The 23049-nt window shown below is 66.8% G+C and carries 24 protein-coding genes and 1 pseudogene; 19 read left to right on the top strand and 6 right to left on the bottom strand.

All coding sequences use genetic code 11. The annotated features are described in order from the left end of the window. Positions 1-106 precede the first annotated feature (106 nt). The 4 genes from rplM (at position 107) to erpA (ending at position 2003) form a co-directional block, all read left to right on the top strand. Entirely contained in the window at positions 107-535 is a 429-nt protein-coding gene (gene rplM, locus C6570_RS00400) for a 50S ribosomal protein L13 (RefSeq protein WP_106701037.1), read from the top strand. 12 nt (positions 536-547) lie between these two features. Beyond that, positions 548-940 (top strand): 30S ribosomal protein S9, encoded by a 393-nt coding sequence (gene rpsI / locus C6570_RS00395; RefSeq protein WP_106701035.1) that lies wholly within the window; start codon positions 548-550, stop codon positions 938-940. A gap of 121 nt (positions 941-1061) precedes the next feature. Continuing rightward, the gene (locus tag C6570_RS00390) at positions 1062-1568 is read left to right on the top strand and encodes a bactofilin family protein (RefSeq protein ID WP_342747940.1); all 507 of its coding nucleotides are present in this window, start codon (positions 1062-1064) and stop codon (positions 1566-1568) included. Between the two features lie 57 nt (positions 1569-1625). Then, the gene (gene erpA / locus C6570_RS00385; RefSeq protein WP_106701031.1) at positions 1626-2003 is read left to right on the top strand and encodes an iron-sulfur cluster insertion protein ErpA; all 378 of its coding nucleotides are present in this window, start codon (positions 1626-1628) and stop codon (positions 2001-2003) included. 111 nt (positions 2004-2114) lie between these two features. Here the strand turns inward: erpA and C6570_RS00380 are convergent, their stop codons facing one another. Further along, a complete protein-coding gene (locus C6570_RS00380) occupies positions 2115-3518 on the bottom strand; it encodes a M23 family metallopeptidase (RefSeq protein ID WP_106701029.1) in 1404 nt (467 codons plus the stop codon). A 134-nt stretch (positions 3519-3652) separates the two neighbouring features. Here C6570_RS00380 and tyrS point away from each other — a divergent pair, with 134 nt between their 5' ends. The 3 genes from tyrS (at position 3653) to C6570_RS00365 (ending at position 7489) form a co-directional block, all read left to right on the top strand. Further along, a complete protein-coding gene (gene tyrS, locus C6570_RS00375) occupies positions 3653-4894 on the top strand; it encodes a tyrosine--tRNA ligase (RefSeq protein WP_106701026.1) in 1242 nt (413 codons plus the stop codon). A gap of 279 nt (positions 4895-5173) precedes the next feature. Continuing rightward, positions 5174-6085 carry an MBL fold metallo-hydrolase gene (locus C6570_RS00370; protein WP_245896242.1) on the top strand — a complete coding sequence of 304 codons (912 nt, stop codon included), beginning with the start codon at positions 5174-5176 and terminating at the stop codon, positions 6083-6085. Positions 6086-6445: 360 nt separating this feature from the next. After that, entirely contained in the window at positions 6446-7489 is a 1044-nt protein-coding gene (locus tag C6570_RS00365; RefSeq protein WP_211297621.1) for a cation diffusion facilitator family transporter, read from the top strand. An 18-nt stretch (positions 7490-7507) separates the two neighbouring features. On the opposite strand, the gene C6570_RS00360 is transcribed toward C6570_RS00365, so the two are convergent. Continuing rightward, on the bottom strand, positions 7508-8056 hold the full coding sequence (locus C6570_RS00360; protein WP_106701023.1) for a hypothetical protein: 549 nt from the start codon (positions 8054-8056) through the stop codon (positions 7508-7510). Positions 8057-8097: 41 nt separating this feature from the next. Between C6570_RS00360 and dtd the strand changes: the two genes are divergently transcribed. Both dtd and dbpA read left to right on the top strand, forming a co-directional pair. Next, complete coding sequence (gene dtd / locus C6570_RS00355) at positions 8098-8550, top strand: D-aminoacyl-tRNA deacylase (RefSeq protein WP_106701021.1); 453 nt, start codon at positions 8098-8100, stop codon at positions 8548-8550. A gap of 152 nt (positions 8551-8702) precedes the next feature. Next, positions 8703-10103, top strand: coding sequence for an ATP-dependent RNA helicase DbpA (dbpA, locus tag C6570_RS00350; protein ID WP_106704426.1), 1401 nt, complete (start codon positions 8703-8705; stop codon positions 10101-10103). Between the two features lie 72 nt (positions 10104-10175). Here dbpA and ybeY read toward each other — a convergent pair whose 3' ends face one another. The 3 genes from ybeY to C6570_RS00335 form a co-directional block, all read right to left on the bottom strand. Next, positions 10176-10640, bottom strand: a complete 465-nt coding sequence (gene ybeY, locus C6570_RS00345) for an rRNA maturation RNase YbeY (protein WP_106701018.1) — start codon at positions 10638-10640, stop codon at positions 10176-10178. 123 nt (positions 10641-10763) lie between these two features. Next, the gene (locus C6570_RS00340) at positions 10764-11693 is read right to left on the bottom strand and encodes a hypothetical protein (RefSeq protein WP_106701016.1); all 930 of its coding nucleotides are present in this window, start codon (positions 11691-11693) and stop codon (positions 10764-10766) included. Positions 11694-11730: 37 nt separating this feature from the next. After that, the gene (locus tag C6570_RS00335) at positions 11731-12690 is read right to left on the bottom strand and encodes a PhoH family protein (protein ID WP_106704425.1); all 960 of its coding nucleotides are present in this window, start codon (positions 12688-12690) and stop codon (positions 11731-11733) included. 196 nt (positions 12691-12886) lie between these two features. Between C6570_RS00335 and C6570_RS00330 the strand changes: the two genes are divergently transcribed. The 6 genes from C6570_RS00330 (at position 12887) to C6570_RS17850 (ending at position 18191) form a co-directional block, all read left to right on the top strand. Then, positions 12887-13540 carry a LuxR C-terminal-related transcriptional regulator gene (locus tag C6570_RS00330; RefSeq protein WP_106701013.1) on the top strand — a complete coding sequence of 218 codons (654 nt, stop codon included), beginning with the start codon at positions 12887-12889 and terminating at the stop codon, positions 13538-13540. A gap of 213 nt (positions 13541-13753) precedes the next feature. Continuing rightward, on the top strand, positions 13754-14326 hold the full coding sequence (ruvA, locus tag C6570_RS00325) for a Holliday junction branch migration protein RuvA (RefSeq protein ID WP_106701011.1): 573 nt from the start codon (positions 13754-13756) through the stop codon (positions 14324-14326). Between the two features lie 118 nt (positions 14327-14444). Further along, positions 14445-14771, top strand: coding sequence for an I78 family peptidase inhibitor (locus C6570_RS00320; protein ID WP_164675459.1), 327 nt, complete (start codon positions 14445-14447; stop codon positions 14769-14771). 110 nt (positions 14772-14881) lie between these two features. Then, a complete protein-coding gene (locus tag C6570_RS00310; RefSeq protein ID WP_164675458.1) occupies positions 14882-16393 on the top strand; it encodes a trypsin-like serine peptidase in 1512 nt (503 codons plus the stop codon). A 122-nt stretch (positions 16394-16515) separates the two neighbouring features. Beyond that, positions 16516-17592, top strand: coding sequence for a Holliday junction branch migration DNA helicase RuvB (ruvB, locus tag C6570_RS00305; RefSeq protein WP_106701003.1), 1077 nt, complete (start codon positions 16516-16518; stop codon positions 17590-17592). A gap of 38 nt (positions 17593-17630) precedes the next feature. Then, positions 17631-18191, top strand: a complete 561-nt coding sequence (locus C6570_RS17850; protein WP_123812166.1) for a hypothetical protein — start codon at positions 17631-17633, stop codon at positions 18189-18191. Positions 18192-18290: 99 nt separating this feature from the next. Here the strand turns inward: C6570_RS17850 and C6570_RS00300 are convergent, their stop codons facing one another. Beyond that, positions 18291-18974, bottom strand: a complete 684-nt coding sequence (locus tag C6570_RS00300; RefSeq protein ID WP_164675457.1) for a toprim domain-containing protein — start codon at positions 18972-18974, stop codon at positions 18291-18293. A 216-nt stretch (positions 18975-19190) separates the two neighbouring features. On the opposite strand from C6570_RS00300, the pseudogene aqpZ reads away from it, so the two are divergent. From aqpZ to C6570_RS00280, 4 genes and pseudogenes are all read left to right on the top strand, one after another. Beyond that, positions 19191-19882 (top strand): annotated as a pseudogene (aqpZ, locus tag C6570_RS00295) (aquaporin Z). A gap of 248 nt (positions 19883-20130) precedes the next feature. Then, positions 20131-21036: a diaminopimelate epimerase gene (gene dapF / locus C6570_RS00290; protein WP_106700999.1), complete on the top strand. Its 906-nt coding sequence runs from the start codon at positions 20131-20133 to the stop codon at positions 21034-21036. Further along, entirely contained in the window at positions 21033-21713 is a 681-nt protein-coding gene (locus C6570_RS00285; protein ID WP_106700997.1) for a DUF484 family protein, read from the top strand. Before dapF ends, C6570_RS00285 begins: the two co-directional genes overlap by 4 nt. Before the next feature lie 142 nt (positions 21714-21855). After that, positions 21856-22896 (top strand): tyrosine recombinase XerC, encoded by a 1041-nt coding sequence (locus tag C6570_RS00280; protein ID WP_106700995.1) that lies wholly within the window; start codon positions 21856-21858, stop codon positions 22894-22896. The last annotated feature ends 153 nt before the right edge of the window (positions 22897-23049 follow it).

Here is a 23049-nt window from a genome sequence, read left to right as displayed (position 1 = left end):
GCAGCCACCTTCGGGTTGGCGGCGTAAACCCACCTAAGAGGCTCCCTTACAAGAGGAGCGCCGACCGTGGAAAAGGGCCCACCAAACCTTCCCAACAGGAAAACTCATGAAAACGTTCAGCGCAAAACCCGCTGACGTGACGCACGAGTGGTTTGTGATTGACGCCACCGACAAGGTGCTCGGCCGGGTAGCCAGCGAAGTTGCCCTCCGTCTGCGCGGCAAACACAAAGCCATTTATACGCCTCACGTCGATACCGGTGACTTCATCGTCATCGTCAACGCAGCCAAACTGCGCGTCACTGGCGCCAAAGAGCTCGACAAGAAGTACTACCGCCACACCGGTTACCCGGGCGGCATCCGCGAAACCAACTTCCGCGACATGCAGGCCAAGCACCCCGGCCGCGCGCTGGAGAAGGCCGTCAAGGGCATGCTGCCCAAAGGCCCGCTGGGTTACGCCATGATCAAGAAGCTCAAGGTCTACGGCGGCGCCGAGCATCCGCATACCGCCCAGCAGCCCAAAGCGCTGGAAATTTGAGGAGCCGCGTAAATGATTGGTGATTGGAACAATGGCACCGGCCGTCGCAAAACCAGCGTCGCCCGCGTGTTTCTGAAAAAAGGCTCCGGCAAGATCACGGTCAATGGCAAGCCGATCGAAGAATTCTTCGGCCGCCAGACCTCGATCATGATCAGCAAGCAGCCGCTGGTGCTGACCGAGAACGTCGAAAGCTTCGACATTCAGGTCAACGTGCACGGCGGCGGCGAATCCGGCCAGGCCGGTGCTGTGCGCCACGGTATTACCCGTGCCCTGATCGACTACGACGCGGCGCTCAAGCCGGCACTGAGCCAGGCTGGCTTCGTGACCCGCGACGCGCGTGAAGTCGAACGTAAAAAGGTCGGCCTGCACTCTGCACGCCGCGCCAAGCAGTTCAGCAAGCGCTGATCGCTCAAGCGGCCTTCGGGCTGCTTGCCAAAGCCGCGCACCCTCACGGGTGGCGCGGTTTTTTATTGGGCGCGCGCCGCGCCGCTGTCTACTTGCACCCTACCGTGGTAAAAGCAGGGACATGAACCGAGGAGTCGCAGACATGCTGGGCATCAAGAAGCCATGGTCGGTGCGCAGCACCATCGCGGCGGGCATGCAGGTTGCGGGAGACTGCAGCTTTCAGGACGGCCTGCAGATCGACGGCCATGTGCGGGGCAACGTCATCGGCGAGGGCGACCAGCCCAGCGTGCTGGTGATCGGCGAGGGTGGCAGCGTGGAAGGGGCGATCAGCGCCGACCACGTCGTCATCGGCGGCACCGTCATCGGGCCGGTGGTGGCGCGTGAGCTGCTGGAGCTGCAGGCCAAGGCGCGCGTGCAGGGCGACGTGCGCTACAAGGCGCTGGAAATGCAGCAGGGCGCAGTCATCGCGGGGCAGTTGCAGCCGCAGGTCACGCCGCCACCCGCCTCGCAGGCGTCTGCTCAGGCTGCAGAACCCGTGGCGCCGGAAGCGCGCACGGAGCGAACTGAGCGAGCCGAGCGCCCGGCCACGGAGCCGACCGAGCCCACGCTGGACTTCGATCGCCCCTGAATTCCGAGTAATTTGATATACTATTGCGCTAACTGGTCCTAGATTTCAGGAGCCGACATGAGTGCAGTTGCAGAAGCTATCCAAACCCCCAGCGCGATGCCCGACGCCATCGTGTTCACTGACAGCGCCGCCGCCAAGGTGGCCGATCTGATTGCCGAAGAAGGCAATCCCGACCTGAAGCTGCGCGTTTTCGTGCAGGGCGGGGGCTGTTCCGGTTTTCAATACGGTTTCACCTTCGATGAAATCGCCAACGACGACGACACGACCATGACCAAGAATGGCGTGTCCTTGCTGATCGACGCCATGAGCTACCAGTACCTGGTCGGCGCAGAGATCGACTACAAAGAAGACTTACAAGGCGCACAGTTCGTCATCAAGAACCCCAACGCGCAAACCACGTGCGGCTGCGGTTCGTCGTTCGCAGTGGCTGAGTGAGTTGATGGCGGCCGGCCGCTTTCGATAGCGGCGGCCATGCCAGCAAAAAGGGCGCCTCGGGCGCCCTTTTTCTTGCCTGCCTGCGCATGTGCGGGGCGCAGGCGGTCGAACTTACTCGAACGTGCTGGCAGTGATGTTGCTGGCCGATGAAAGCTGCAGCTTCATGTTGGCCGACAGCTTGGCAAACGCCGCGCGGCCGCCGGGTGACACGGGCACGCTTTCGCGCTGCTCTGCCAGGATTTCCGCCGGGTCTTGCGGCTCGTTGTTGATGCGGAACTCAAAATGCAGGTGGGGCCCGGTGGCCACGCCCGTCTGGCCGACGGCACCGATGCGCTCGCCCTGCATCACGTTGTCGCCGGTTTTCACGTCGATGCGCGACAGGTGGGCGTACACGGTGGTGTCGCGCGTGTTGCGGTGCTTGACGAAGACCACGTTGCCGTAGCCGTTCTGCACGCCGGCAAATTCAACGCGACCGTCGCCCACGGTGCGCACCGGCGTGCCGGTGGGCGCGGCGTAATCCACGCCCCGGTGTTCGCGCCGATAGCCCAGCACCGGATGGTCGCGCATGCCAAAGCCGCTGGACATGCGTGTGAACTCCATCGGTGCGGCCAGGTAGGCCTTGCGCAGGCTCTGGCCGTCGAACGAGTAATACGCGCCTTTGTTGGCGCCGGCTTCAGTGAACCAAATGGCCTGGAAAGTCTTGCCGCGGTTAACCATCTCGGCGCTGAGGATGCGGCCAGCGCGAATCGTCTCGCCATCGGCCTCCAGCGACTCATACACCACCGAGAAACGGTCGCCACGGCGCAGGCCGCGGTGGAAGTCCACGTTGGACTCAAAAATCTCGGTCAGCTGTTTGGTGACGGTGTCCGGCAGATTGGCTTCGTCGGTGGCGGCGTACAGCGTGCCGCGGATGACGCCGCTCGTCAGGCGCTGCGAGGCCACCAGTGGCGCGGTTTCCACCCGCGCGGTGAAGCCGTCGGCGGTCTTGTCGACCACCAGGCGCTTGAAGTGACTGTCGGAATCGTCCTCGATCCAGTGCGTGCGCAGGGTTTGCAGCTCAAGCCGGTCGGTCGCTTCGGCGGTGACGGTGCGCCCGGCGGTACCGCGCCCGAACAGGGCCTGGCGAACGACCGCGTCCTTGCGCAGGAAGGCGGCAGCAGCCGGATCGGCCAGCCCCAGGCGGCGCAGCAGGGTCTCGGGGGAATCGGCGGCGCGCGTTTGCTCGCTGCGGTACAGGGTGAAGCGGTGCGTGTCCAGCAGATCGGCCTGGCTTTCAAGCTGCGGGCTGGGTACCGACTCAGCCACTAGGCGAAGCGGCTCAGAAGGGGCGGTGGGGGCCAAAGACGCCACGGCGAAGGCGCCGCCGCCGCCGCCGAGCAGCACGGCTGCGATCACCGCGGTGATGCGTTTGGGGTGCCGGTGGACAAAATCGGCCAAAGCCAGGCCGGTGGAAATCAGTTCTTGCTTCACGCGCGGGGACGTTCCGGAAAACAGGTCACGACAGGGCTGGTTCATCCATCAGGATCCGGAACCACCCGGCAAAGCGCCCGGCACAGGCCAGTGGGCCGGTGAGAGCAGGGCCCCTAGAATCGGGGCTCAATCAAATGAGTATAACGGCGTAGGCGCAGGCCTACAACACAAGCAACCCCATGTCTGACGCCAAGCTGACAACCGCCCCAATCCCCGACGAAATCCAAGAAGCGCTCGCCATTTCGCTGCGCGGATGCGACGAATTGCTGCCCCAGGATGACTGGGTCAAGAAACTCACCCGTTCTGCGCAGACCGGCACCCCGCTGCGCATCAAGCTGGGGCTGGACCCGACCGCGCCGGACATCCACATCGGTCACACCGTCGTGCTGAACAAAATGCGCCAGCTGCAAGACCTGGGGCACCAGGTGATCTTCCTGATTGGCGACTTCACCACGCTGATCGGCGACCCGTCCGGGCGCGACAGCACCCGCCCGCCGCTGACGGCCGAGCAGATCCAGGTCAACGCCGAAACCTACAAGGCGCAGGCCTACAAGGTGCTGGACCCAAGCAAGACCGAGCTGCGCTACAACAGCGAGTGGTGCGACCAGCTGGGCGCGCGCGGCATGATCCAGCTGTCGGCCAAGTACACGGTGGCCCGCATGATGGAGCGCAACGACTTCCATCAGCGCTTTCACGAAGGCAACTCCATCAGCCTGCACGAATTCATCTACCCGCTGCTGCAGGGCTACGACTCGGTCGCCTTGAAGAGCGATCTGGAGCTGGGCGGCACCGACCAGAAGTTCAACCTGATGATGGGCCGCCATCTTCAGCAGGAGTACGGGCAAGAACCGCAGTGCGTGCTCACCATGCCGCTGCTCGTCGGGCTGGACGGCGTGCAGAAGATGTCCAAGTCCAAGAACAACTACATCGGCATCACCGAAGACGCCAACACCATGTTCGCCAAGGTGATGTCGATTTCGGACGCGCTGATGTGGGACTGGTACACGCTGCTGTCCTTCATGAGCCTGGCCGAGATCGCCGCGCTGAAGCTCGAAATTGAAGGCGGGCGCAACCCGCGCGACGCCAAGGTGCTGCTGGCCAAAGAAATCACCGCGCGCTTTCACAGCGGCGCGGCGGCCGAGGCGGCCGAGCAAGACTTCGTCAACCGCAGCCGCGGCGGCGTGCCCGACGACATCCCCGACGTGGCGCTGCCGCTGGGCGAGGGCGGCGCGCTGGGCATCGGCCAGGTGCTGAAACAAGCCAACCTGGCGCCATCCACCAGCGAGGCCAACCGCCTGATCGACGGCGGCGGCGTGCGCGTGGATTCGTCCGTGGTCAGCGACAAAGGCCTGAAGCTGGGCGCCGGCACCTACGTGGTGCAGGTGGGCAAGCGCAAGTTTGCGCGTGTGACCTTGGCTTGAGCGGGGCCGCCCCAACTGGGCCTGTCACCTGGGCGGCTGTCTGCGGTACCGAGTGCGCTGGGCCCCTGCATGCCTGGCAGGTTGGGAATTAAATCGCCCCCCGGCGCTCGTGGAATAAGCGCCGGCAGCTATCAAATTCATATCAATCTGGCCGCACTCATCTGCGTGCGACGGCGCGCGTCGCGGCGGCGCGCCTGGCGCTGGCGCCGCCAACGCCGCCCGGCCCCCGCCGTCACCCTGGCGACCGCGCACTGGCCGATCGCTGGCAGGATGCGCGCCATGACCGCGCCCCCCGTCCACACCATCGGCCCCGTTCGCATTCACGTTGGCAGCCAGTCGGGCAAGTACCCCGACGGCAACCAGGTGATCGTGCACGGCGCTGATACGCGCATCGCGTTCGACACGCCGCTGGTGGCCAACCGCATCGGGCTGGAATTCGACGAGGTGGACAGCGTCATCCTGGGCCACGTGCACGAAGACCACACCGCCGGGCTGCACCGCGTGCCGCGCGCTGCTGTGCAAGCGCACCACGCCGACCTGGCCGCCGCGCAATCGTGGGACGGCTTGTGCCGCCACTACGGCTACGCGCCCGAGGCGCTGGCGTCGCTGCGCAGCACCATCGAGGCCAGCCACCACTGGGTGCCGCGCCCCGACGCCACCGGCTACGCCGACGGCGCGGTGTGGGACCTGGGCGGCGGCGTGCGCGTGCGCGCGCACCACCTGCCCGGCCACACGGCGGGCCATTGCGCGCTGGTGGAAGAAAGCGAGGGCGTGGCCTTCATCGGTGATATCGACCTGACCGGTTTTGGCCCGTACTACGGCGATGCGTCGTCCAGCCTGGCGCAGTTTCGCCAGAGCCTGCGGCGTGTGCGCGACATCGACGCGCGCGCCTGGGTCACCTCGCACCATAAGGGCGTGGTGACCGAGCGGGTGGCGTTCCTGCAGGCACTGGACGCCTTTGCCGCCCGCATCGACAACCGCGAGGCGCGGCTGCTGGCTTACCTGGCCGAGCGCCCGCACACCCTGGCCGCGCTGGCCGACCGCGGCGTGTTGTACCCGCCCGGCACGGCGCTGCCCTGGGTGGGCGCCGCCGAGCGCCGCACCATCGAGCAGCATCTGGACGAGCTGGTGGCCGCCGGCGCGGTGCGGGTGGAAGAGGGCGGCGTGTACGCGCTGGCCGGGCGCGGCTGAGGCTAGGGTGATTGCGGTATCGCTGGATTCAGCGATTCAGCGATTCAGCGATTCAGCCGGCGCAGGTTCGGCCGAGGTTCTCTGGCGGTGGCGCCTCGCGTGCCGCCCCCTGAACGGCGTGATGCTTCCATCTGACGAAGGGGTGCGCCTGACAGACCGCACGGCACCGCGCCGCCATGCACCGGCCCGGGCCGCGCGTCATGCCAATGCAACTCAGGTGCGTTCAGACCGTGATCATGGGGCTATCTGCTTTCAAAAATATAGCTGCTGGCGCCCTATGAATAAGCGCTAGAGGCTGATCGGCATCCAAACGCATGGCCGCTGCACCGCTGCTGCCCGTCCCCGCGCACAATGCGGCGCATGCTCAAGCCATCACACCCCTGGATGACGCCCGCGCGCCTGATGGCCGTGTCTGTCGGCGTGGCCGTGCTCACCATCGCGCTCAAGACCTGGGCGTGGTGGATCACCGGCTCGGTCGGCCTGCTGTCCGACGCGATGGAGTCCTTCGTCAACCTGGCGGCGGCTACCTTCGGGCTGTGGATGGTGACGGTGGCCGCGCGCCCGGCCGATGCCGAGCACCCGTTCGGCCACAGCAAGGCAGAGTATTTCTCGTCGGGCTTTGAAGGCATCTTGATTCTGGGTGCGGCGGCGGCCATCGTCTGGGCCTCGCTGCCGCGCTTTTGGAACCCCCAGCCGCTGGAGCAGCTGGGCTGGGGCCTGGCGCTGTCGGTCGGCAGCTCGGGGCTGAACGGGCTGCTGGCGTGGCTCATGCTGCGCGCCTCGCGCCAGCACGGCTCGATCGCGCTGGAGGCGGACGCGCGCCATCTGCTGACCGATGTGTGGACTTCTGCAGGCGTGGTCGTCGGCCTGCTGCTGGCCAGCGTGACCGGCTGGCTGTGGCTGGACCCGCTGGTCGCCATCGGCGTTGCGCTGAACATCGTGCGTGAAGGCGCGCATTTGATCTGGCGTTCATCCCAAGGCCTGATGGACGCGGCGGCCGAGCCGGATGTGCAAGCCCAGGTCGACGCGGTGCTGGCCCGCTTTGCCCCGCCGGACGGTGCCGACGTGGCCGCTTCGCCTCCCGCCGCCGCCGCTGGCCCTGCCGTGCGCATCGACCACGTGCTGTCGCGCCGCGCCGGGCAGCGCCATTTTTTGAGCTTGCACATGCACCTGCCCGCCGACTGGCCCCTGGGCCGCGCCGCCGCGCTGCGCGCCGAGGTGGAGCAGGCGCTGCTGCAGGCGGTGCCGGGCCTGCAGGTCAGCATTCAACTGCTGCCGCTGGGGGTGGAGCCGCTGAGCGAGCTGGGTGAATTGGGTGAACCGGCTGAGTCAGGTGGCGCCCACGAAGGCGCCGCAACCGCTACGGCGGCGCCCATGGCGCTGGGCCACGCGCACCGCCACTGATAAAGAAGGGCGCCGCGCTTACTGGGCCGTGGGCTGGCTGCGCGGCTTGATGGCGGCGCATTCCGGCGTGTCCCACTTGTTGTTGCAATGGCGCCAGCCGCAGCCGTCGCGCTTGAAGGGGTTGGCCCCGGCTTCCTTCAGGCAGCGGCCCAGCGGGGTGCGGTTGTTGGCGCCAGAGCGGTCCAGCAAATCACCGCCCTGATTGGGGCAGTCGCCCTGGCCCCAGCGGCCTTCGCAGTGCTGGCGCATGCAGCGGTCGCGCGCGGCCATGTTCATGCCCGAGTTGTCCATGCAGCTCTTCAGGCTGGCGTTGCGGTCGGCATTGGGGTTGGCGCCCGAGCGGTAAGCATCGCCCCGCCACGATTTGGAGGGGGGCGGCGCGTTGGGCGCGCTCGGCTCGGGCGGGGTCGCGCGGCGCGTGGTGCCTTGCTCGGCCCGGTACTTGCGCACGGCCTCGGCCGCTTCGCGCGAATTGCTTTGCGCCTGGGCCGCAGCGGGCGCCCACAAGGCGGCTTGGGCCACGGTGAGCGCGACCAGCGCGCGCATCAGAAACTGCTTGGGGCTCATGCATACTCCTCCGCTTTATTGACTCGCGCACCTTAGCTGAAATGCAAGCCCTGATCCAGCGCGTGACCCACGCCAGCGTGAGCGTTGGTAACGAAACCATCGGCGCCATTGGCCCCGGCCTGCTGGTGCTGCTGTGCGCCGAACGCGGCGACACCGACGCCGTGGCAGACAAGCTGCTGGCCAAGCTGCTCAAGCTGCGCATCTTCAGCGACGAAGCGGGCAAGATGAACCGCAGCGTGCAAGACGTGGCCGGTGGCCTGCTGATCGTCAGCCAGTTCACCCTGGCGGCCGACACCTCGGGCGGCAACCGCCCCAGCTTCACCGGCGCCGCCGCACCCGACGAAGGCCGGCGCCTGTACGACCACTTCGTGGCCCAGGCGCGCGGCGCGCACCCACTGGTGCAAACCGGCCGCTTTGCCGCCGACATGCAGGTGGCGCTGGTCAACGACGGGCCGGTGACGATACCCATGCGCCTGTCGGCCAACGCAGCCTGATATCAAAAATGTAGCTGCTGGCGCTGTAGGGGCGAGCGCCAGAGGCTGATTTCTTTCAAAACTTGCTGGCGCGCAGCCCTGCGGCGTTGCTGCCCAAGACGGCACAGCACCCGCTGCGCCGCGCGCACAGCCCGCCCCGGGATAATCCCCCCATGAACGCCCCCACAGCCGCCAGCGCGCCCGCGCCTTTTTCGTCGCTGGCCTTGCACGCCGCCACCCTCGACAACCTGCAGCAGCTCGGCTACCTGCAGATGACACCCATCCAGGCGGCCAGTCTGCCGCTGGCGCTGCAGGGCAAGGACCTGATCGCCCAGGCCAGCACCGGCAGCGGCAAGACGGCCGCCTTTGCGCTGCCGATGATCGACCGCATCAACCCGCGCTGGTTTGGCGTGCAGGCGCTGGTGCTGTGCCCCACGCGCGAACTGGCCGACCAGGTGGCCACCGAGGTGCGCCGCCTGGCGCGCGCGGTGGACAACTTCAAGGTGGTCACCGTGTACGGCGGCGTGCCATCGCGCAACCAGATCGCCAGCCTGGAGAACGGCGCCCACGTCGTCGTTGGCACGCCGGGGCGCGTGATGGACTTGATGGAGCGCGGCGCGCTGGACATTGGCCAGCTGCAGGTGCTGGTGCTGGATGAGGCCGATCGCATGCTCGACATGGGCTTTCTGGCCGACATCGAAACCGTGGTGCGCCAATGCCCGCCCGAGCGGCAGACGCTGCTGTTTTCCGCCACCTACCCCGACGGCATCGCCAAGCTGGCGCAGCGCTTCATGCGCACGCCACAGATGGTCAAGGTGCAGGCGCAGCACAGCGCCGGCAAGATCGCCCAGCGCTGGTACGAGGTGCAGGCCAGCGACAAGGCCGCCACCGTGGGCCGCCTGCTGGCGCACTTCCGCCCCGAATCCACGCTGGTGTTCTGCAACACCAAGCAGCAGTGCCGCGAAGTGGCCGCCGCGCTGCAGGCCCAGGGCTTCAGCGCGCTGGCGCTGTTTGGCGAGCTGGAGCAGCGCGAGCGCGATGAGGTGCTGGTGCAATTTGCCAACCGCAGCGCCAGCGTGCTGGTGGCCACCGACGTGGCCGCGCGCGGGCTGGACATTGCCGATTTGCCTGCCGTCATCAACGTGGACGTCACGCCCGACCCCGAAGTGCACGTGCACCGCATCGGCCGCACCGGCCGTGGCGACGCGCAAGGCCTGGTGCTGAACCTGGTCAGCATGGACGAAATGGGCAGCGTGGGCCGCATCGAGCAGCTGCAGGGCCGCCCGTCCCAATTCTTCCCCGTGGCCGAGCTAACGCCCGCGCCCGGCGGCGACTTGGTGCCGCCGATGTGCACCATCCAGATCCAGGGCGGGCGCAAAGAAAAAATCCGCGCCGGCGACGTGATGGGCGCCATGTGCGCCGACTTCGGCTACGCGCGCGAACAGATCGGCAAGATCAGCGTCAACGAGTTTTCCACCTACGTCGCGGTGGACCGCGCCATCGCCAGCCAGGCGTGCGCCAAGCTGAACGCCGGGCGCGTCAAGGGCAAAACCGTGAAAGCGCGTTTGCTCTGAAATAAATAGCTGCCAGCGCTTTCTGTGCGGGCGTTGGCGGCTTAAAAGGCCCTCATAAAGCGCTGGCGGCAATCAATCCCGGGCATAGGGATTCGCCAAGCCCAGGCCCGCCAGGATGGCGGTTTCGCGCGCCTCCATCGCCTCGGCGTCGGCCTCGCTGGTCTCGTGGTCCCAGCCCTGCGCGTGCAGCGCGCCGTGCACCAGCAGGTGCGCGTAGTGATCGGCCAGCGGCTTGTCCAGCTCGGCCGCCTCGCGCGCGACCACCGGCGCGCACAGCACCAGATCGGCCGCCACCACCGGCGCGCCGCTGTAGTCGAAGGTCAGCACGTTCGTCGCGTAGTCCTTCTGCCGGAATTCGCGGTTCAGGCGCTGGCCCTCTTCGGCATCGACGACGCGCACAGCGATCTCGGCCATCTGCACGTCATCGCCCAGCGCCGCGCGCAACCAACGCGCAACCTTGTGGCGCGGCAGCGCCGCGCGGTGAAGGGGCGCGTCGGGAAAACGGGCGAACTGGAGGCTGAGGGAGAGTGGGACCATGGAGGGATTGTGCCGTTCGGATTGGCGTCAAGCCGGTGGGCCGGGGGCGGCCTCACGCTACACAACGCGGGCCGACGCGATCGTCCTTGCGATCGCGGTCGGCGTTGGCCGTCAATGGGAGGACTACTTCCAGTTAGCGCTAACGGATGTCGTCACCCGAAGGGCCTGCTTGTCGCCGCGCGCCAGACTCGTCTGGACCGTGATGCCGCGGTAGGGGCCCTCCGCCACCTTCCATTCTTCGGTGACCAGGCCTTCGACCAGCTTTTTCGTGTGGCAGGTCGAAAACGTGCCCGCAGGGATCGTGATGGTCTCTCGTCCGACGTAGGTGAGCTGGACGGTGACCCCGTCGGCCACCGGGTCGCGGCTGCCGTCCAAGGAGGGAGGGGCGACATGGCGGGAATTGTCCGGCGCGAAATACAAGCCCACTGAGGTGCTGTAACGCAAGACCGGGGGCCCCTTGTACGTCTGCCCGCTGCCTAGCGCGATGGGCTCAGCCAAGCCAGGCGCGTATCCCCTGTACGCGAGCTGCGGGAAGTTCCTTGAGAACTGGTACCACGTCGCGGTCAGAAGTTGGTCGACCGATCCGTCATGGACGCGAACGTAGGTGCCTGACAAGTTGGGAAGCTTCCAGGTATCAGGCGAGACGAGGGTATCGGGCGCAAACTCGCTGAGCTTGACTGTCCCTGCGGGCAAACCCCATTCAGGTGGCGGTTCCTGAACATAAGTGGTCACCACGCCTCCCGGCGCGTTGGTGAACGTCCCCGGAATAGCACCTTCGAAGAGCAGGTTGGTATCGCCAGAGGCTTCCTCGGTGACCGTCCAACTGCTGCCCACCGTGTACATGCTGGGGTTGAAGCAGTCGGCCAGGTTGGTGGGCGCGACGGGCGGGTCAACTTGACCGCCATCGTCATCGCCGCCGCCGCACGCGGCCAGGCTGGCAGCAACCGCCAAGGGGAGCAGCAGCAGATGCAGGTGTGTGCGGCGGGTAAGGGCGTTCATGTTTTTATCGGGTGACTCCGACTCCTTGAGAAAAACGGCCTGGCGCTGGTCCATGCTGCGCTGATAGCTATGAATGTAGGAGCAAAATGCGCTACGCGCGCGGCGCCTTGTCGGCATGGCGCGGTGCGGCGTCGTACGCATCCACGATGCGCGCGACCAGCGGGTGGCGCACCACGTCGGCGCTGGTGAATCGGGTGAACGCCAGCCCCTTCACGCGGCGCAGCACGCGCTCGGCGTCGATCAGGCCGCTGGTGGCGCCCTTGGGCAGGTCGATCTGGCTCACGTCGCCGGTGACGACGGCCTTGGCGCCAAAGCCGATGCGGGTGAGGAACATCTTCATCTGCTCGGGCGTGGTGTTTTGCGCCTCGTCCAGGATGACAAAGGCGTTGTTCAGCGTGCGCCCGCGCATGAAGGCCAGCGGGGCGATTTCGAGCTGGTGGCGCTCGAACGCCTTGGCCACGCGGTCAAAGCCCATCAGGTCGTACAGCGCGTCGTACAGCGGGCGCAGGTACGGGTCCACCTTTTGCGTCAGATCGCCCGGCAAAAAGCCCAGGCGCTCGCCCGCTTCCACGGCGGGGCGCGTCAGCACGATGCGCTGCACGGTCTGGCGCTCCAGCGCGTCGACGGCGCAGGCGACGGCCAGGTAGGTCTTGCCCGTGCCCGCCGGGCCGATGCCAAAGGTGATGTCGTGACTGGCGATGTTGTCGAGGTAGGCGCCCTGGTTGACGGTGCGGGCCTTCAAGTCCGCGCGGCGCGTGGCCAGTGCGGGCGCGCCATCGGCTGCTTCGCCCACCGCCGGGCCGTCGCCAGCCAGCATGAGTTGCACCGTTTCGGCGCGGATGGGGCGGTCGGCCAGCTCGTACAGCGCCTGCAGCAGCGTGATGGCTCGCTCGGCCTGTTTCTTGGGGCCGTCCACCTTGAACTGCTCGTGCCGGTGCGCAATGGCGACCTGCAGGCCGGCCTCGATCGTGCGCAGGTGTTCGTCCATCGGCCCGCAAAGGTGTTGCAGCCGCGTGTTGTTGAGGGGGATGAAGGTATGTCGAAGGATCACGCAGCCCATTGTGAAGCAAGTGCGAGCGCGGGCCCAAGCGCCGTGTTTGGCCGCGCGTCGCGTGGTGCCCGATGGGCTGAAACGACACGGTCGCGCGAATTCGAGAAGTAGTTGGCGAAGGCGCTTGGAACAATGTCACACTGTGAAAAACGTGGCGCTGCCGGGCGCGTTGGCGGCCCTAGCATGTCCGCACACCATGAAGCGCATCCTTATTGTTGAAGCCAACGCCGGGCCGCAGGGCAGCCTCTCCCAGGTCGCCGCCAGAGCGTTTCCGGCAGCGCAGGTGGTGCACACCCCCAGCGCCGCCGCGGCGGCCGGCAAGATGGATCGCCCGGTAAGCATGCTGCTGGTGGATTCGCTGCTGACCGATGGCGATGCGCCGGCCGTGATCCGCAGCTTGCGCGCGCAGCATCCGAATGCGCTGGCGGTGGTCTTCACCCGATCCGCCGACGACGAAGGCCTGTTCCCCGCCTTGCGCGAGGGCGCCTTTGGCTATTTGCTCAGAACCCAGCCGGCCGAAGACCTGGTGGCTGCCTTGCGCCAGATCGCCCAGGGTGAGCCTGCGCTGGCGCCGCCTTTTTCGCGCCGCGTGCTGCTCTATTTTTCAGGCGGCGGCTGCGTGATGCCGGCCAACTCCTCGCGCGCCAGCGACGTCGAGTTGAATGCGCGCGAAACCGAGGTGCTGCAGCGCGTGGCCAAGGGCTACACCTTGCCAGAGATCGCCGCGCAGCTGGGCCTGTCGCGCCACACGGTGGCCGACTACGTGAAGAAGATCTACCGCAAGCTGAACGTCTCCTCGCGCGCCGAAGCGGCGCTGGAAGCCGCTCGCCGTGGACTGGTGAAGCCCTGAGGCGGTGGTGTAAGCCGGTCCATCGCACTGCCTTCAGGCGCTGATGGGCACAGCCGGCAGGGCGACTGCGGTGACAATGCCCCACTTCCGATGGGCATTGAGATGCTATTGGATTAATAGCTGCTTGCGCTGTTGTGGTCAGCGCTGAAGCGGTATTTGGCTCTAAACCTGCGCCGGTTGCCTGTGCCAACGGGTGCGTGATGAAAGAACCCCGTGATCGGACGTCTTGCAGGCCTGCTGGCCGAAAAATCGCCCCCGCACATCCTTATCGATTGCCATGGCGTTGGCTACGAAGTCGATGTGCCCATGAGCACCTTCTACCAGCTGCCCCAGCTGGGCGAGAAGGTCACGCTGCTCACGCACTTCGTGGTGCGCGAGGACGCGCAAATACTCTACGGCTTCGCCACCGCGCCCGAGCGCGACGCCTTTCGCGAGCTGGTGAAGATCAGCGGCGTGGGGCCGCGCACGGCGTTGTCGGTGCTGTCGGGCATGAGCGTGACCGAGTTGGCGCAAGCCGTCACCGCGCAGGAAAGCGGGCGCCTGGTCAAGGTGCCGGGCATCGGCAAGAAGACGGCCGAGCGCCTGCTGCTGGAACTCAAGGGCAAGCTGGGCGCCGACCTGGGCGCGCCCGCCGCACCGGCCAGCGACAGCCACGTGGACATCCAGCAGGCGCTGATCGCGCTGGGCTACAACGACCGAGAGGCCACCGCCGCGCTGAAGGCGCTGCCCGCCAGCGTGGGCGTGGCCGAAGGTATTAAGTTGGCCTTGAAGGCGCTGGCCAAGTAGGTAACAAGCAGGCACAACTTGGGTGCGATGTTGACTTGGAACTGACTTAAGCCGGCAATTTCTCACGCTATGCTTGGCTCCACATTCATCGCCGCACGGCATGGCGAGAGGGAGATTCATGCGCACACCGGTATCTTTTTGGTTGGGGGGATTGGCCTCCGTGTTGACGCTGTCGGCCTGCACCGGCGGATCGCCCGCGGGCACGCCGCCACAGGCCGCCAGCAACCCGCCGCCCACCGAAGCACGCTGCGATGCCCAACCCGCGCAGTCGCTGGTGGGGCAAGTGTTTGACAGCGACACCCTGGCGCGCGTGCGCGCGGCCACCGGCGCGCAGGACGCGCGCGTGTTGCGTCCGGACTCGATGATCACCAAGGAATACAAGGTCGGCCGAGTCAACGTGGTGGTCGATGCGGCGCAGCGCATCGTGCGCATCCACTGCGGTTGATCTGTTGAGCTTTCGCCGGCCCGCCCCGAGAGATGCAAGCTCGCGGTCTGGGCAAGTCCGGGGCCTTTCCGGTCATTCACTTCGATTTCTTTAACTTGGGAGGAGCATCCATGAACAAGCACAAACTGAATCTTCTGTGGGCAGCCTGCGCTGCCACCATGGCACTGAGCGCGTGCGGCGGCGGTGACGATGACACGCCGGCCCCAGCACCCGCGCCGGCGCCTGCTCCCGCGCCGGCCCCAGGGCCAGCTCCAGCGCCGGCGCCCGGTACCGGCGGCATGTACGACATCACCAAAGTAGATGGCCGTCGCTTCACTAAATCTGCCGTGGTGACCAACGACAAGACGCTGTCTGAGCTGCCTGCGCTGAGCGCGAACACGCTGCACCTGGGCGCGTTGCCCAAGGAGCAGACTTTTTACGACTACGGCCCTGGCAAGGCGCTGAAAGTTGGCGCGGCGCGCGATTTGGCGCCCACGCAGACCGATGCAGGTACGCGCAGCACGCTGACTTGGTCGCGCAACGCGGCCGGGCAGAACGTGGGCGCGCTGCGCGTCCAGGCCGAAGGCGCCAAAGGCCTGCGCCTGGGCTTGCTGGTGTCGTCGCTGCCTGATGCGGCGATGCTCCAGGTGTCTTCCACGCAGAGCGGCCGCACGGTGTACGAAGTCACGGGCGCCGAAGTCAATGCGCGTCTGGCGGACAACGCCGCGGCAGGCGAAACCGGCAGCGCTTCGCGCACCTGGTGGACCCCCGACCTCGGCGGCGATACCGTAGCGCTGCAGATCACCCTGCCTGCTGGTGTCGACACGTCAGCGCTGGCCGTTTCCATTCCCACGCTGTCCCATATCTTCCTGGCAGCCAACACCACCTCCGACCATGTCAAGGACATTGGCGATTCCGATTCGTGCGAGCTCGACGTCACCTGCTACCAGACCGGCGCCAACGAGCGCGACGCCGTGGCACGCATGCGCTACGTCAAGGATGGCTCGAGCTATCTGTGCACGGGCACGCTGCTGAACGATGCGGCGCAGTCGAACAGGCCGTACTTCCTGTCCGCCAACCACTGCATCAATACGCAAACGGCGGCATCTACGCTGCAGACAGATTGGTTCTTCCGCTCTGCGTCATGCGGTCGCTTCCAGGTGATGGGGGCTGCCACCACGCTCAGCAACGGTGCCCGCCTGCTCTACGCCAGTGCGACCAACGACATGCTCCTGGTGCAACTGAACGATCAGCCGCCGTCGGGCGCATGGATGGCGGGCTGGGATGCCGCCCCCAACGGCGCGCAGAGCGTCTTTGACATCCACCATCCTTCGGGCGATCTGGCCAAGATCTCCGGTGGGCAAGTCACCAGCTATTCCAACTGCGTCGCCAACGCCAACTGCACGCCGACGAGCAATCCGAACGCGCCGTATCTCCAGGTGACCTGGTCGCAAGGCACCACCGAAGGCGGTAGCAGCGGCTCCGGCCTCCTGAAGTCCACAGGCCACGTGATTGGCACCTTGTTTGGTGGCAGCGCCAGCTGCAGCTACAAGCAAGGCACCGACAATTTCGGGCGCCTGAGTGTCGGTTTCAGCAATGGCATGAACCGCTGGCTGGTCGCGAAGGACCCCTCCGCTCTGTGAGCGTTAGGCGCCTGATTCATTGGGCTTGCCGAAAGGGCTTGCGTGTTGAGCGCAAGCCCTTTTTTGTGGGCTGCCATGGGGCTTACCATCGGCGCTTCAACCGACATTCATCGACGCGACCTGTGAGCATTCAGACCGACGATTTTGGTGACTTCGAAGCCGCCGGCGCGTTGACCCAGCGCGTGGTGGCCGCCAGCGCTGGCTCGCCCCGCGAAGAAGCACTCGAGCGCGCCCTGCGCCCCAAGCATCTTGAAGAGTACGTGGGGCAGACCAAGGCGCGCGAGCAGCTGGAAATCTTCATAGGCGCCGCGCGGCACCGTGGTGAGGCGCTGGATCACGTGCTGCTGTTCGGCCCGCCCGGGCTGGGCAAGACGACGCTGAGCCACATCATCGCGGCCGAGCTGGGGGTCAACCTGCGCCAGACCAGCGGCCCGGTGCTCGAAAAGCCCAAAGACCTGGCGGCGCTGCTGACCAACCTGGAGGCCAACGACGTCCTCTTCATCGACGAAATCCACCGCCTGAGCCCGGTGGTCGAGGAAATCCTCTACCCCGCGCTGGAGGATTACCAAATCGACATCATGATTGGCGAAGGCCCGGCCGCGCGCAGCATCAAGCTGGATTTGCAGCCCTTCACGCTGGTGGGCGCCACCACGCGCGCAGGCATGCTGACCAACCCGCTGCGCGACCGCTTCGGCATCGTCGCGCGGCTGGAGTTCTACACGCCCGAAGAGCTGACGCGCATCGTCACCCGCAGCGCGGGGCTGCTGAACGTCGAGGCCGATGCGCAAGGCGCCGCCGAGATCGCCCGGCGCAGCCGCGGCACGCCGCGCATCGCCAACCGCCTGCTGCGCCGCGTGCGCGACTACGCGCAGGTCAAGGGCGATGGACGTATATCAAAAAAGATAGCGCACGACGCCCTGGCCATGCTGGATGTCGACCCGGAAGGCTTTGACGTGATGGACCGCAAGCTGCTGGAGGCGGTGATCCACCGCTTTGACGGCGGCCCGGTCGGCCTAGACAACATTGCCGCCAGCATCGGCGAAGAGGCGGGCACGATCGAGGACGTGATCGAGCCGTACCTGATCCAGCAAGGCTTCTTGCAGCGCACCCCGCGCGGGCGCGTCGCCACGCTGGCTGCTTACCGACACCTGGGCGTGACCGCGCCGCAGCAGGGCGGCGCCAGCTTGTTTGATGCGTGAGCGACTGGAGTGGGCGCTACGGGCGCAAGGAGGGATCAATGAAAACAACTGCGCTGGCCTTGGCCGCTGTGGCAGCGTTCGCGTCGCTGTCTGGCTGCACGACGACGTACACGCCCCAACCGGGTGAGCCACTGGCCCGACTTCGCGTGGTGACGGTTCCGCCACCCCAGTATGCGACCGACGTCACCTGGGCCAGCTTTGTGGACGTGGTGGATATTTCTACATGTCCCAAGCCGGTCACGACATTGGTCAAGACGGGCGTGCTTTCTGCTACGAACGTCCAGCGGCTGGGAATGCCAGGTTTGCCGACCGGCGGCGGGTTGGTCACAGAGTTTGCGGTTCCCGCTGGGCGCCCGCTGGCGCTGCTGTTCTTCATGGGCGCCGGGCGCTGGAGTTGCCAGGTTCAAATGGCATGGACACCTCGGGTAGGCGCTGACTACGAGGCGCAGTACCACTTGTCTGCCGACAAGAACCGTTGTGTGATACCGCTGCGTGAACTGAAGCCCACCCGAACAGGGGTTCAACGCGTTGAAGCGGCAGGCGTGAGGAAGTGGAATTCGAGTCAACCGTGCGGCGTGGAGCCGCCCGGAGCCAAGTAGTTGCGCTTGCCGCGCTGACCGGCTTGCCGGGTTGCACGCTGCGCCGAATGGCGTCGCGTTGCAAAACGGCATTGCCCACCGCCACCGCTGGCGCCATCGTCAACGCGCCCCGCCAAACACCTCCACCACCTGCTCGACTTGCGCTGCCGTGACCGGCGCAGCACGCCGCGAGGCGGGCGCCACGCAGGTGTCGCGTAGCACCTCGGGCGGCAGGCTCGCCAGGCCGCGAAACGCCCAGTCGCGCTGCAACTGCCAGCGCTGCGGCTCAGCCAGCGCGCGGGCGCGCAGCGTGCGCGCCTGCTCGGGCGTGTAGGCCCAGACGTCCTCCACCTCGCCCGTTGCGCGGGTGACGACGCGCACGCCGCCCATCGGAGCTCTGACCATCCAGACGCGCTTTTGCGCAAGCAGGGCGGGCGCAAAGCGCTGCAAATAAAGGAGCATCAAGGCCCCGATGTGAATACCGTCCGCGTCCGGGTCGAACAGCAGCATCAGCCGTTCGAAGCGCAGGCTGGCCAACGGAAGGTGGGCGCCGTCGGTGGCGTCGGCTCCGCACAGCGCTGCTGCCAACCGCCGGTACAGCGGGTATGCGGCCACACGCGCAGCGCCAGCGCGCCAGGCGTTCAGCGGCTTGCCTTGCAGCGGCAGGACGGCCTGGGTTGGCGCATCGCGCACGGCGGCCACGGCGCCCGCAGCGGATTCGCCTTCGACCAGAAACAGCTCGCAGCCCGCGCCGTGGCGCTGGCTGTCGGCCAGGGGCATAGAGGGCGGCGTCCACGCGCTCATGGCACCCAGGCACATGGGTGGCAGCTTTGATGTGGCCCGTACGGCGTCGCCGCTTGGCGGTGTTGTGCTACACCGGGCAACACATCGCTGCGCTTGCGTGGTGGTATCGCGACACGCAGCGGGCACTCGTCGCATTCTGGCGGCGTCTCCATTGGGCGGGTGCTTTCCCGCCGTACCATGCGCGCGTCTTCATTCTGGGATGAGAGGAACTTGATCATGAATAAGTATCTGGCCGAATTGATTGGCACCTTCTGGCTGGTGCTGGGCGGCTGTGGCAGTGCGGTGCTGGCGGCCGCCTTTCCGCAGCTTGGCATCGGTTTCGCGGGCGTGGCGCTGGCCTTTGGCCTGACGGTGCTGACGATGGCGTTTGCCATCGGGCACATCTCGGCTGCCATTTGAACCCGGCGGTGACGGTGGGCCTGTGAGCCGGCGGCCGCTTTCCGGCGGTGCAGGTGGTTCCGTACATCGTCATGCAGGTGATCGGCGCGATCATCGCTGCGGCCGTGCTGTACGGCATCGCCAGCGGGCAGGCGCGCTGGCAGCCCGGTGGCTTTGCCAGCAACGGGTTTGGCGATCTGTCGCCCGGCAAGTATTCGATGATGGCCGTGCTGCTGTGCGAAGTGGTGATGACCGCCATGTTCCTCTTCGTCATCATGGGCGCCACCGATTCGCGCGCACCCGCTGGCTTTGCGCCCATCGCCATCGGCCTGTGCCTGACCTTGATCCACCTAATCAGCATCCCGGTGTCCAACACCTCGGTGAACCCTGCGCGATCGACCGGCGTGGCGCTGTTCGCGCAGACTGGCGCCCTCAGCCAACTGTGGCTGTTCTGGCTGGCGCCCCTCATCGGCGGCGCCATCGGCGGCGTGGTCTACAAGGCGCTGGCAGGCACGCCCCAGCGCGCCTGATGCGCAAGGCGCCGGCGTGCAGCGCGTGGGGCGCGTGGGGCGCGCTGGCGCCCAGGCGTTGTCACCTGACCCCGCGCGCCGGCCGAGCAGGACGGTGCGCGAAGATGCATAGGAAAAAGGCCGTTGGCGCTCTCTGGACGGGTGCTGGCAGCTACTGAAAAGTGAGTGCCCCAGGCGCTGGACAGCGTCAGCACCAGCGCCGCTGCGGATCACGACGCCCACGCCAAGGATGCGGGGATAATTCCACCATGCACATCCGCTTTACCAAGATGCAGGGCGCGGGCAACGACTTTGTCGTGCTTGACGAAACGCGCGGCCCGCTTGGGTTGACGCCAGCGCAGTACCGCTGGCTGGGCGACCGGCACTTTGGCATCGGCGCCGACCAGATCCTGACCGTGCGCCCCGCACCCACGCCCGACGTGGACTTTGAATACGTCATCCATAACGGCGCCGACGGCGGCGAAGTGCAGCACTGCGGCAATGGCGCGCGCTGCTTCGTGCGCTACGTGCGCCAGCACGGGCTGACCCACAAAAGCACCGTGCGCGTGAAGGTGAAGAACAGCATCCTGGCGCTGACCGAGGGCGCCGACGGCCGCGTGACGGTGGACATGGGTGCCCCCGTTTTCGACCTGGCGCGGGTGCCTTTCAACACCGACGGCCTGTCGCCGCTGCCAGAAGGCGCGTGGCAGGTCTGGCCGCTGCCTTTGGAAGAAAACCAGGCGCTTGCGCAGGTCAATACAGCGCAGGCAGCTATGGTTAATGTAGCGGTGCTGTCCATGGGCAACCCGCACGCCGTGCAGATCGTGGACGATGCCGAGAGCGCCCCGGTAGCGCAGCAGGGCCCGCTGATCGAGTCGCACCCCGCTTTTCCGGAGCGGGTGAACGCCGGGTTCATGCAGATCGTGAACCGCGGGCAGATCCGCCTGCGCGTGTACGAACGCGCTGCTGGCGAAACCCTGGCCTGCGGCACTGGCGCGTGCGCTGCCGTGGTCGCGGGCATTCGCCTGGGCCTGCTGGATGCGCGCGTGGACGTGTTCACCCACGGCGGCGTATTGACCATTGAATGGGCCGGCGGCGACGCCGACCCCGTGCGCATGACCGGCCCCGCCGTGACCGTGTTTGAAGGCGAAACCGAAGTACCTGACTTGAAATGACCGAGCCCGTCACCCCCATCACCGAAGCCGACATCGCCCAGTTTCTGGTGCACACCCCCGATTTCTTTGAGCGCAATGCCGATCTGCTGGCCGGCGTGCAGCTGACCAGCCCGCACGGCGGGCGCACCGTGAGCCTGCAGGAACGCCAGGCCGAGATGCTGCGCGAGAAGATCAAGGTGCTGGAGCTGCGCCTGATGGAAATGATGCGCCACGGCAACGAAAACATGCTGATCGGCGACAAGCTGCAGCGCTGGTCGCGCCAGCTGTTCCTGGTGGCGCGCCCGGTGGATTTGCCTGCCGTGTTGGTCAGCGAGATCAAGAGCCAGTTCAGCGTGCCGCAGGCGGCGCTGAAACTGTGGGACGTGGCCGAGGTGTACGCCAACGAGCCCTTCGCGCAGGGCGCCAGCGAGGACATCCGCAGCCTGGCTTCGTCGCTCACGGTGCCTTACTGCGGCGTGAACGCCGGTTTCGACGCCGTGAAATGGCTGGACGACCCGGACAACGTGGCCTCGCTGTCCCTCATCCCGCTGCGCAATGGTGCCACCAGCCCGGCCTTTGGCATGCTGGTGCTGGCCTCGCCCGACAGCCAGCGCTACCAGGCGGGCATGGCGACCGATTTTCTGGAGCGCATCGCCGAGCTGGCCAGCGCTTCGCTGTCGCGCGTGCGGGATTACTAGGATGTAACCCTGAGCGGCTGACGGCGCTTGCCCCTTCTGCTTCGCAAGGGGGACAACGCCCGTGCCCGGTGCAGGTCCGGGCATGGCGTTTTGGGCATCCAGCGCAGCACCGGCGGGCGCGAAGTGCTACGATTTACCTAGCATGTCTACCGCGCCTTCCCCTTCGCTTTCCGACGCCGATCAAGCGCTGCTGGCGCGCTACCTGGAGCACGTTCGCGTTGAAAAGCGCCTGGCCGCGCGCACGGTCACGCTGTACGGGCTCGATCTGGAAAAGCTGACCGAATTCGCGTTGCAGGCCGCCGTGCCGCTGACGGCGGTGCAAAACCACCACATCCGCCGCTGGGTGGCGCAAATGAACGCGGGCGGGCGCAGCGGGCGCGGCATTGGTTTGATCCTGTCGGGCTGGCGCGGCTTTTACGCCTGGCTGGGGCGCGAGGGGCTGATCAGCGCCAACCCCGTGCAGGACGTGCGCGCGCCCAAGCAGCCACGCCCTTTGCCCAAGGCGCTGGGCGTGGACGAGGCCATGCACCTGGCCGACCACGTCGACGATGACGACGACCCCTGGCTGGAGGCGCGCGACGCCGCCATGGTGGAGCTGCTGTACGGCGGCGGCCTGCGCGTGGGCGAGCTGGTCGGCCTGGACGTGGCGCCCAGCGACGCCGCTGCGCGCGCGGGGCGCGGCTGGATTGATGTTCAGGCGGGCGAAGTGCAGGTGCAGGGCAAGGGCGGCAAGCGCCGCGCGGTGCCCCTGGGCCGCGCCGCGGCCGAGGCGCTGGGCCGCTGGCTGGCTGTGCGCGGGCAGGTGGGCGCACTGGCAGAAGCGAACACGTCTGCTGACGCAGCCAAGGCGGCCAGGGCTGGCGATGCAGCCAAGACGGACAAGGCTGGCGATGCAGCCCTGGCGCTGTTCATCGGCCAGCGCGGCACGCGGCTGACGGCCCAATCCATCTGGCAACGCCTGCGCCGCCGCAGCCTGCGCGCGGGCCTGGCAACGCCGGTGCACCCGCACATGCTGCGCCACTCGTTCGCCAGCCACGTGCTGCAGTCCAGCGGCGACCTGCGCGCGGTGCAAGAGCTGCTGGGCCACGCCAACATCGGCACCACGCAGGTCTACACGCGGCTGGATTTTCAGCACCTGGCCAAGGCGTACGACGCGGCGCACCCCAGGGCGCGCAAGAAGTGATCGGCGGGCGCGCGGCCATCGCCGGTGCTGCACGAAGAATGGGTAAAGAAATTGGCTTCTAGCGCTGGTGCAGCGTGCGCGGCAAGCTATCAAAATAGTAGTTCCAAAGCGCTGACGGGGTGCCGCCGACGGGCTTTGCCGTAGGCCTGCAAG

The organism is Ottowia oryzae, from assembly GCF_003008535.1.
Classification (GTDB): Bacteria; Pseudomonadota; Gammaproteobacteria; order Burkholderiales; family Burkholderiaceae_C; genus Ottowia; species Ottowia oryzae.
Note: the sequence above shows the minus strand (reverse complement) of the source record. Positions and strands in the feature narration are given on the sequence as shown.

Bases quoted from the DNA above. Each gene is read 5' to 3' on its own strand.
- C6570_RS00300 (WP_164675457.1), bottom strand. From the start codon at position 18,974: ATGAGCGCGTGGACGCCGCCCTCTATGCCCCTGGCCGACAGCCAGCGC.
- C6570_RS00380 (WP_106701029.1), bottom strand. From the start codon at position 3,518: ATGAACCAGCCCTGTCGTGACCTGTTTTCCGGAACGTCCCCGCGCGTG.
- C6570_RS00340 (WP_106701016.1), bottom strand. From the start codon at position 11,693: ATGGACCAGCGCCAGGCCGTTTTTCTCAAGGAGTCGGAGTCACCCGAT.
- C6570_RS00365 (WP_211297621.1), top strand. From the start codon at position 6,446: ATGCTCAAGCCATCACACCCCTGGATGACGCCCGCGCGCCTGATGGCC.
- C6570_RS00310 (WP_164675458.1), top strand. From the start codon at position 14,882: ATGAACAAGCACAAACTGAATCTTCTGTGGGCAGCCTGCGCTGCCACC.
- dapF (WP_106700999.1), top strand. From the start codon at position 20,131: ATGCACATCCGCTTTACCAAGATGCAGGGCGCGGGCAACGACTTTGTC.
- C6570_RS00320 (WP_164675459.1), top strand. From the start codon at position 14,445: ATGCGCACACCGGTATCTTTTTGGTTGGGGGGATTGGCCTCCGTGTTG.
- C6570_RS00330 (WP_106701013.1), top strand. From the start codon at position 12,887: ATGAAGCGCATCCTTATTGTTGAAGCCAACGCCGGGCCGCAGGGCAGC.
- C6570_RS17850 (WP_123812166.1), top strand. From the start codon at position 17,631: ATGAAAACAACTGCGCTGGCCTTGGCCGCTGTGGCAGCGTTCGCGTCG.
- C6570_RS00285 (WP_106700997.1), top strand. From the start codon at position 21,033: ATGACCGAGCCCGTCACCCCCATCACCGAAGCCGACATCGCCCAGTTT.
- C6570_RS00370 (WP_245896242.1), top strand. From the start codon at position 5,174: ATGACCGCGCCCCCCGTCCACACCATCGGCCCCGTTCGCATTCACGTT.
- rplM (WP_106701037.1), top strand. From the start codon at position 107: ATGAAAACGTTCAGCGCAAAACCCGCTGACGTGACGCACGAGTGGTTT.
- ybeY (WP_106701018.1), bottom strand. From the start codon at position 10,640: ATGGTCCCACTCTCCCTCAGCCTCCAGTTCGCCCGTTTTCCCGACGCG.
- C6570_RS00280 (WP_106700995.1), top strand. From the start codon at position 21,856: ATGTCTACCGCGCCTTCCCCTTCGCTTTCCGACGCCGATCAAGCGCTG.
- C6570_RS00390 (WP_342747940.1), top strand. From the start codon at position 1,062: ATGAACCGAGGAGTCGCAGACATGCTGGGCATCAAGAAGCCATGGTCG.
- dtd (WP_106701021.1), top strand. From the start codon at position 8,098: ATGCAAGCCCTGATCCAGCGCGTGACCCACGCCAGCGTGAGCGTTGGT.
- rpsI (WP_106701035.1), top strand. From the start codon at position 548: ATGATTGGTGATTGGAACAATGGCACCGGCCGTCGCAAAACCAGCGTC.
- dbpA (WP_106704426.1), top strand. From the start codon at position 8,703: ATGAACGCCCCCACAGCCGCCAGCGCGCCCGCGCCTTTTTCGTCGCTG.
- erpA (WP_106701031.1), top strand. From the start codon at position 1,626: ATGAGTGCAGTTGCAGAAGCTATCCAAACCCCCAGCGCGATGCCCGAC.
- tyrS (WP_106701026.1), top strand. From the start codon at position 3,653: ATGTCTGACGCCAAGCTGACAACCGCCCCAATCCCCGACGAAATCCAA.
- C6570_RS00360 (WP_106701023.1), bottom strand. From the start codon at position 8,056: ATGAGCCCCAAGCAGTTTCTGATGCGCGCGCTGGTCGCGCTCACCGTG.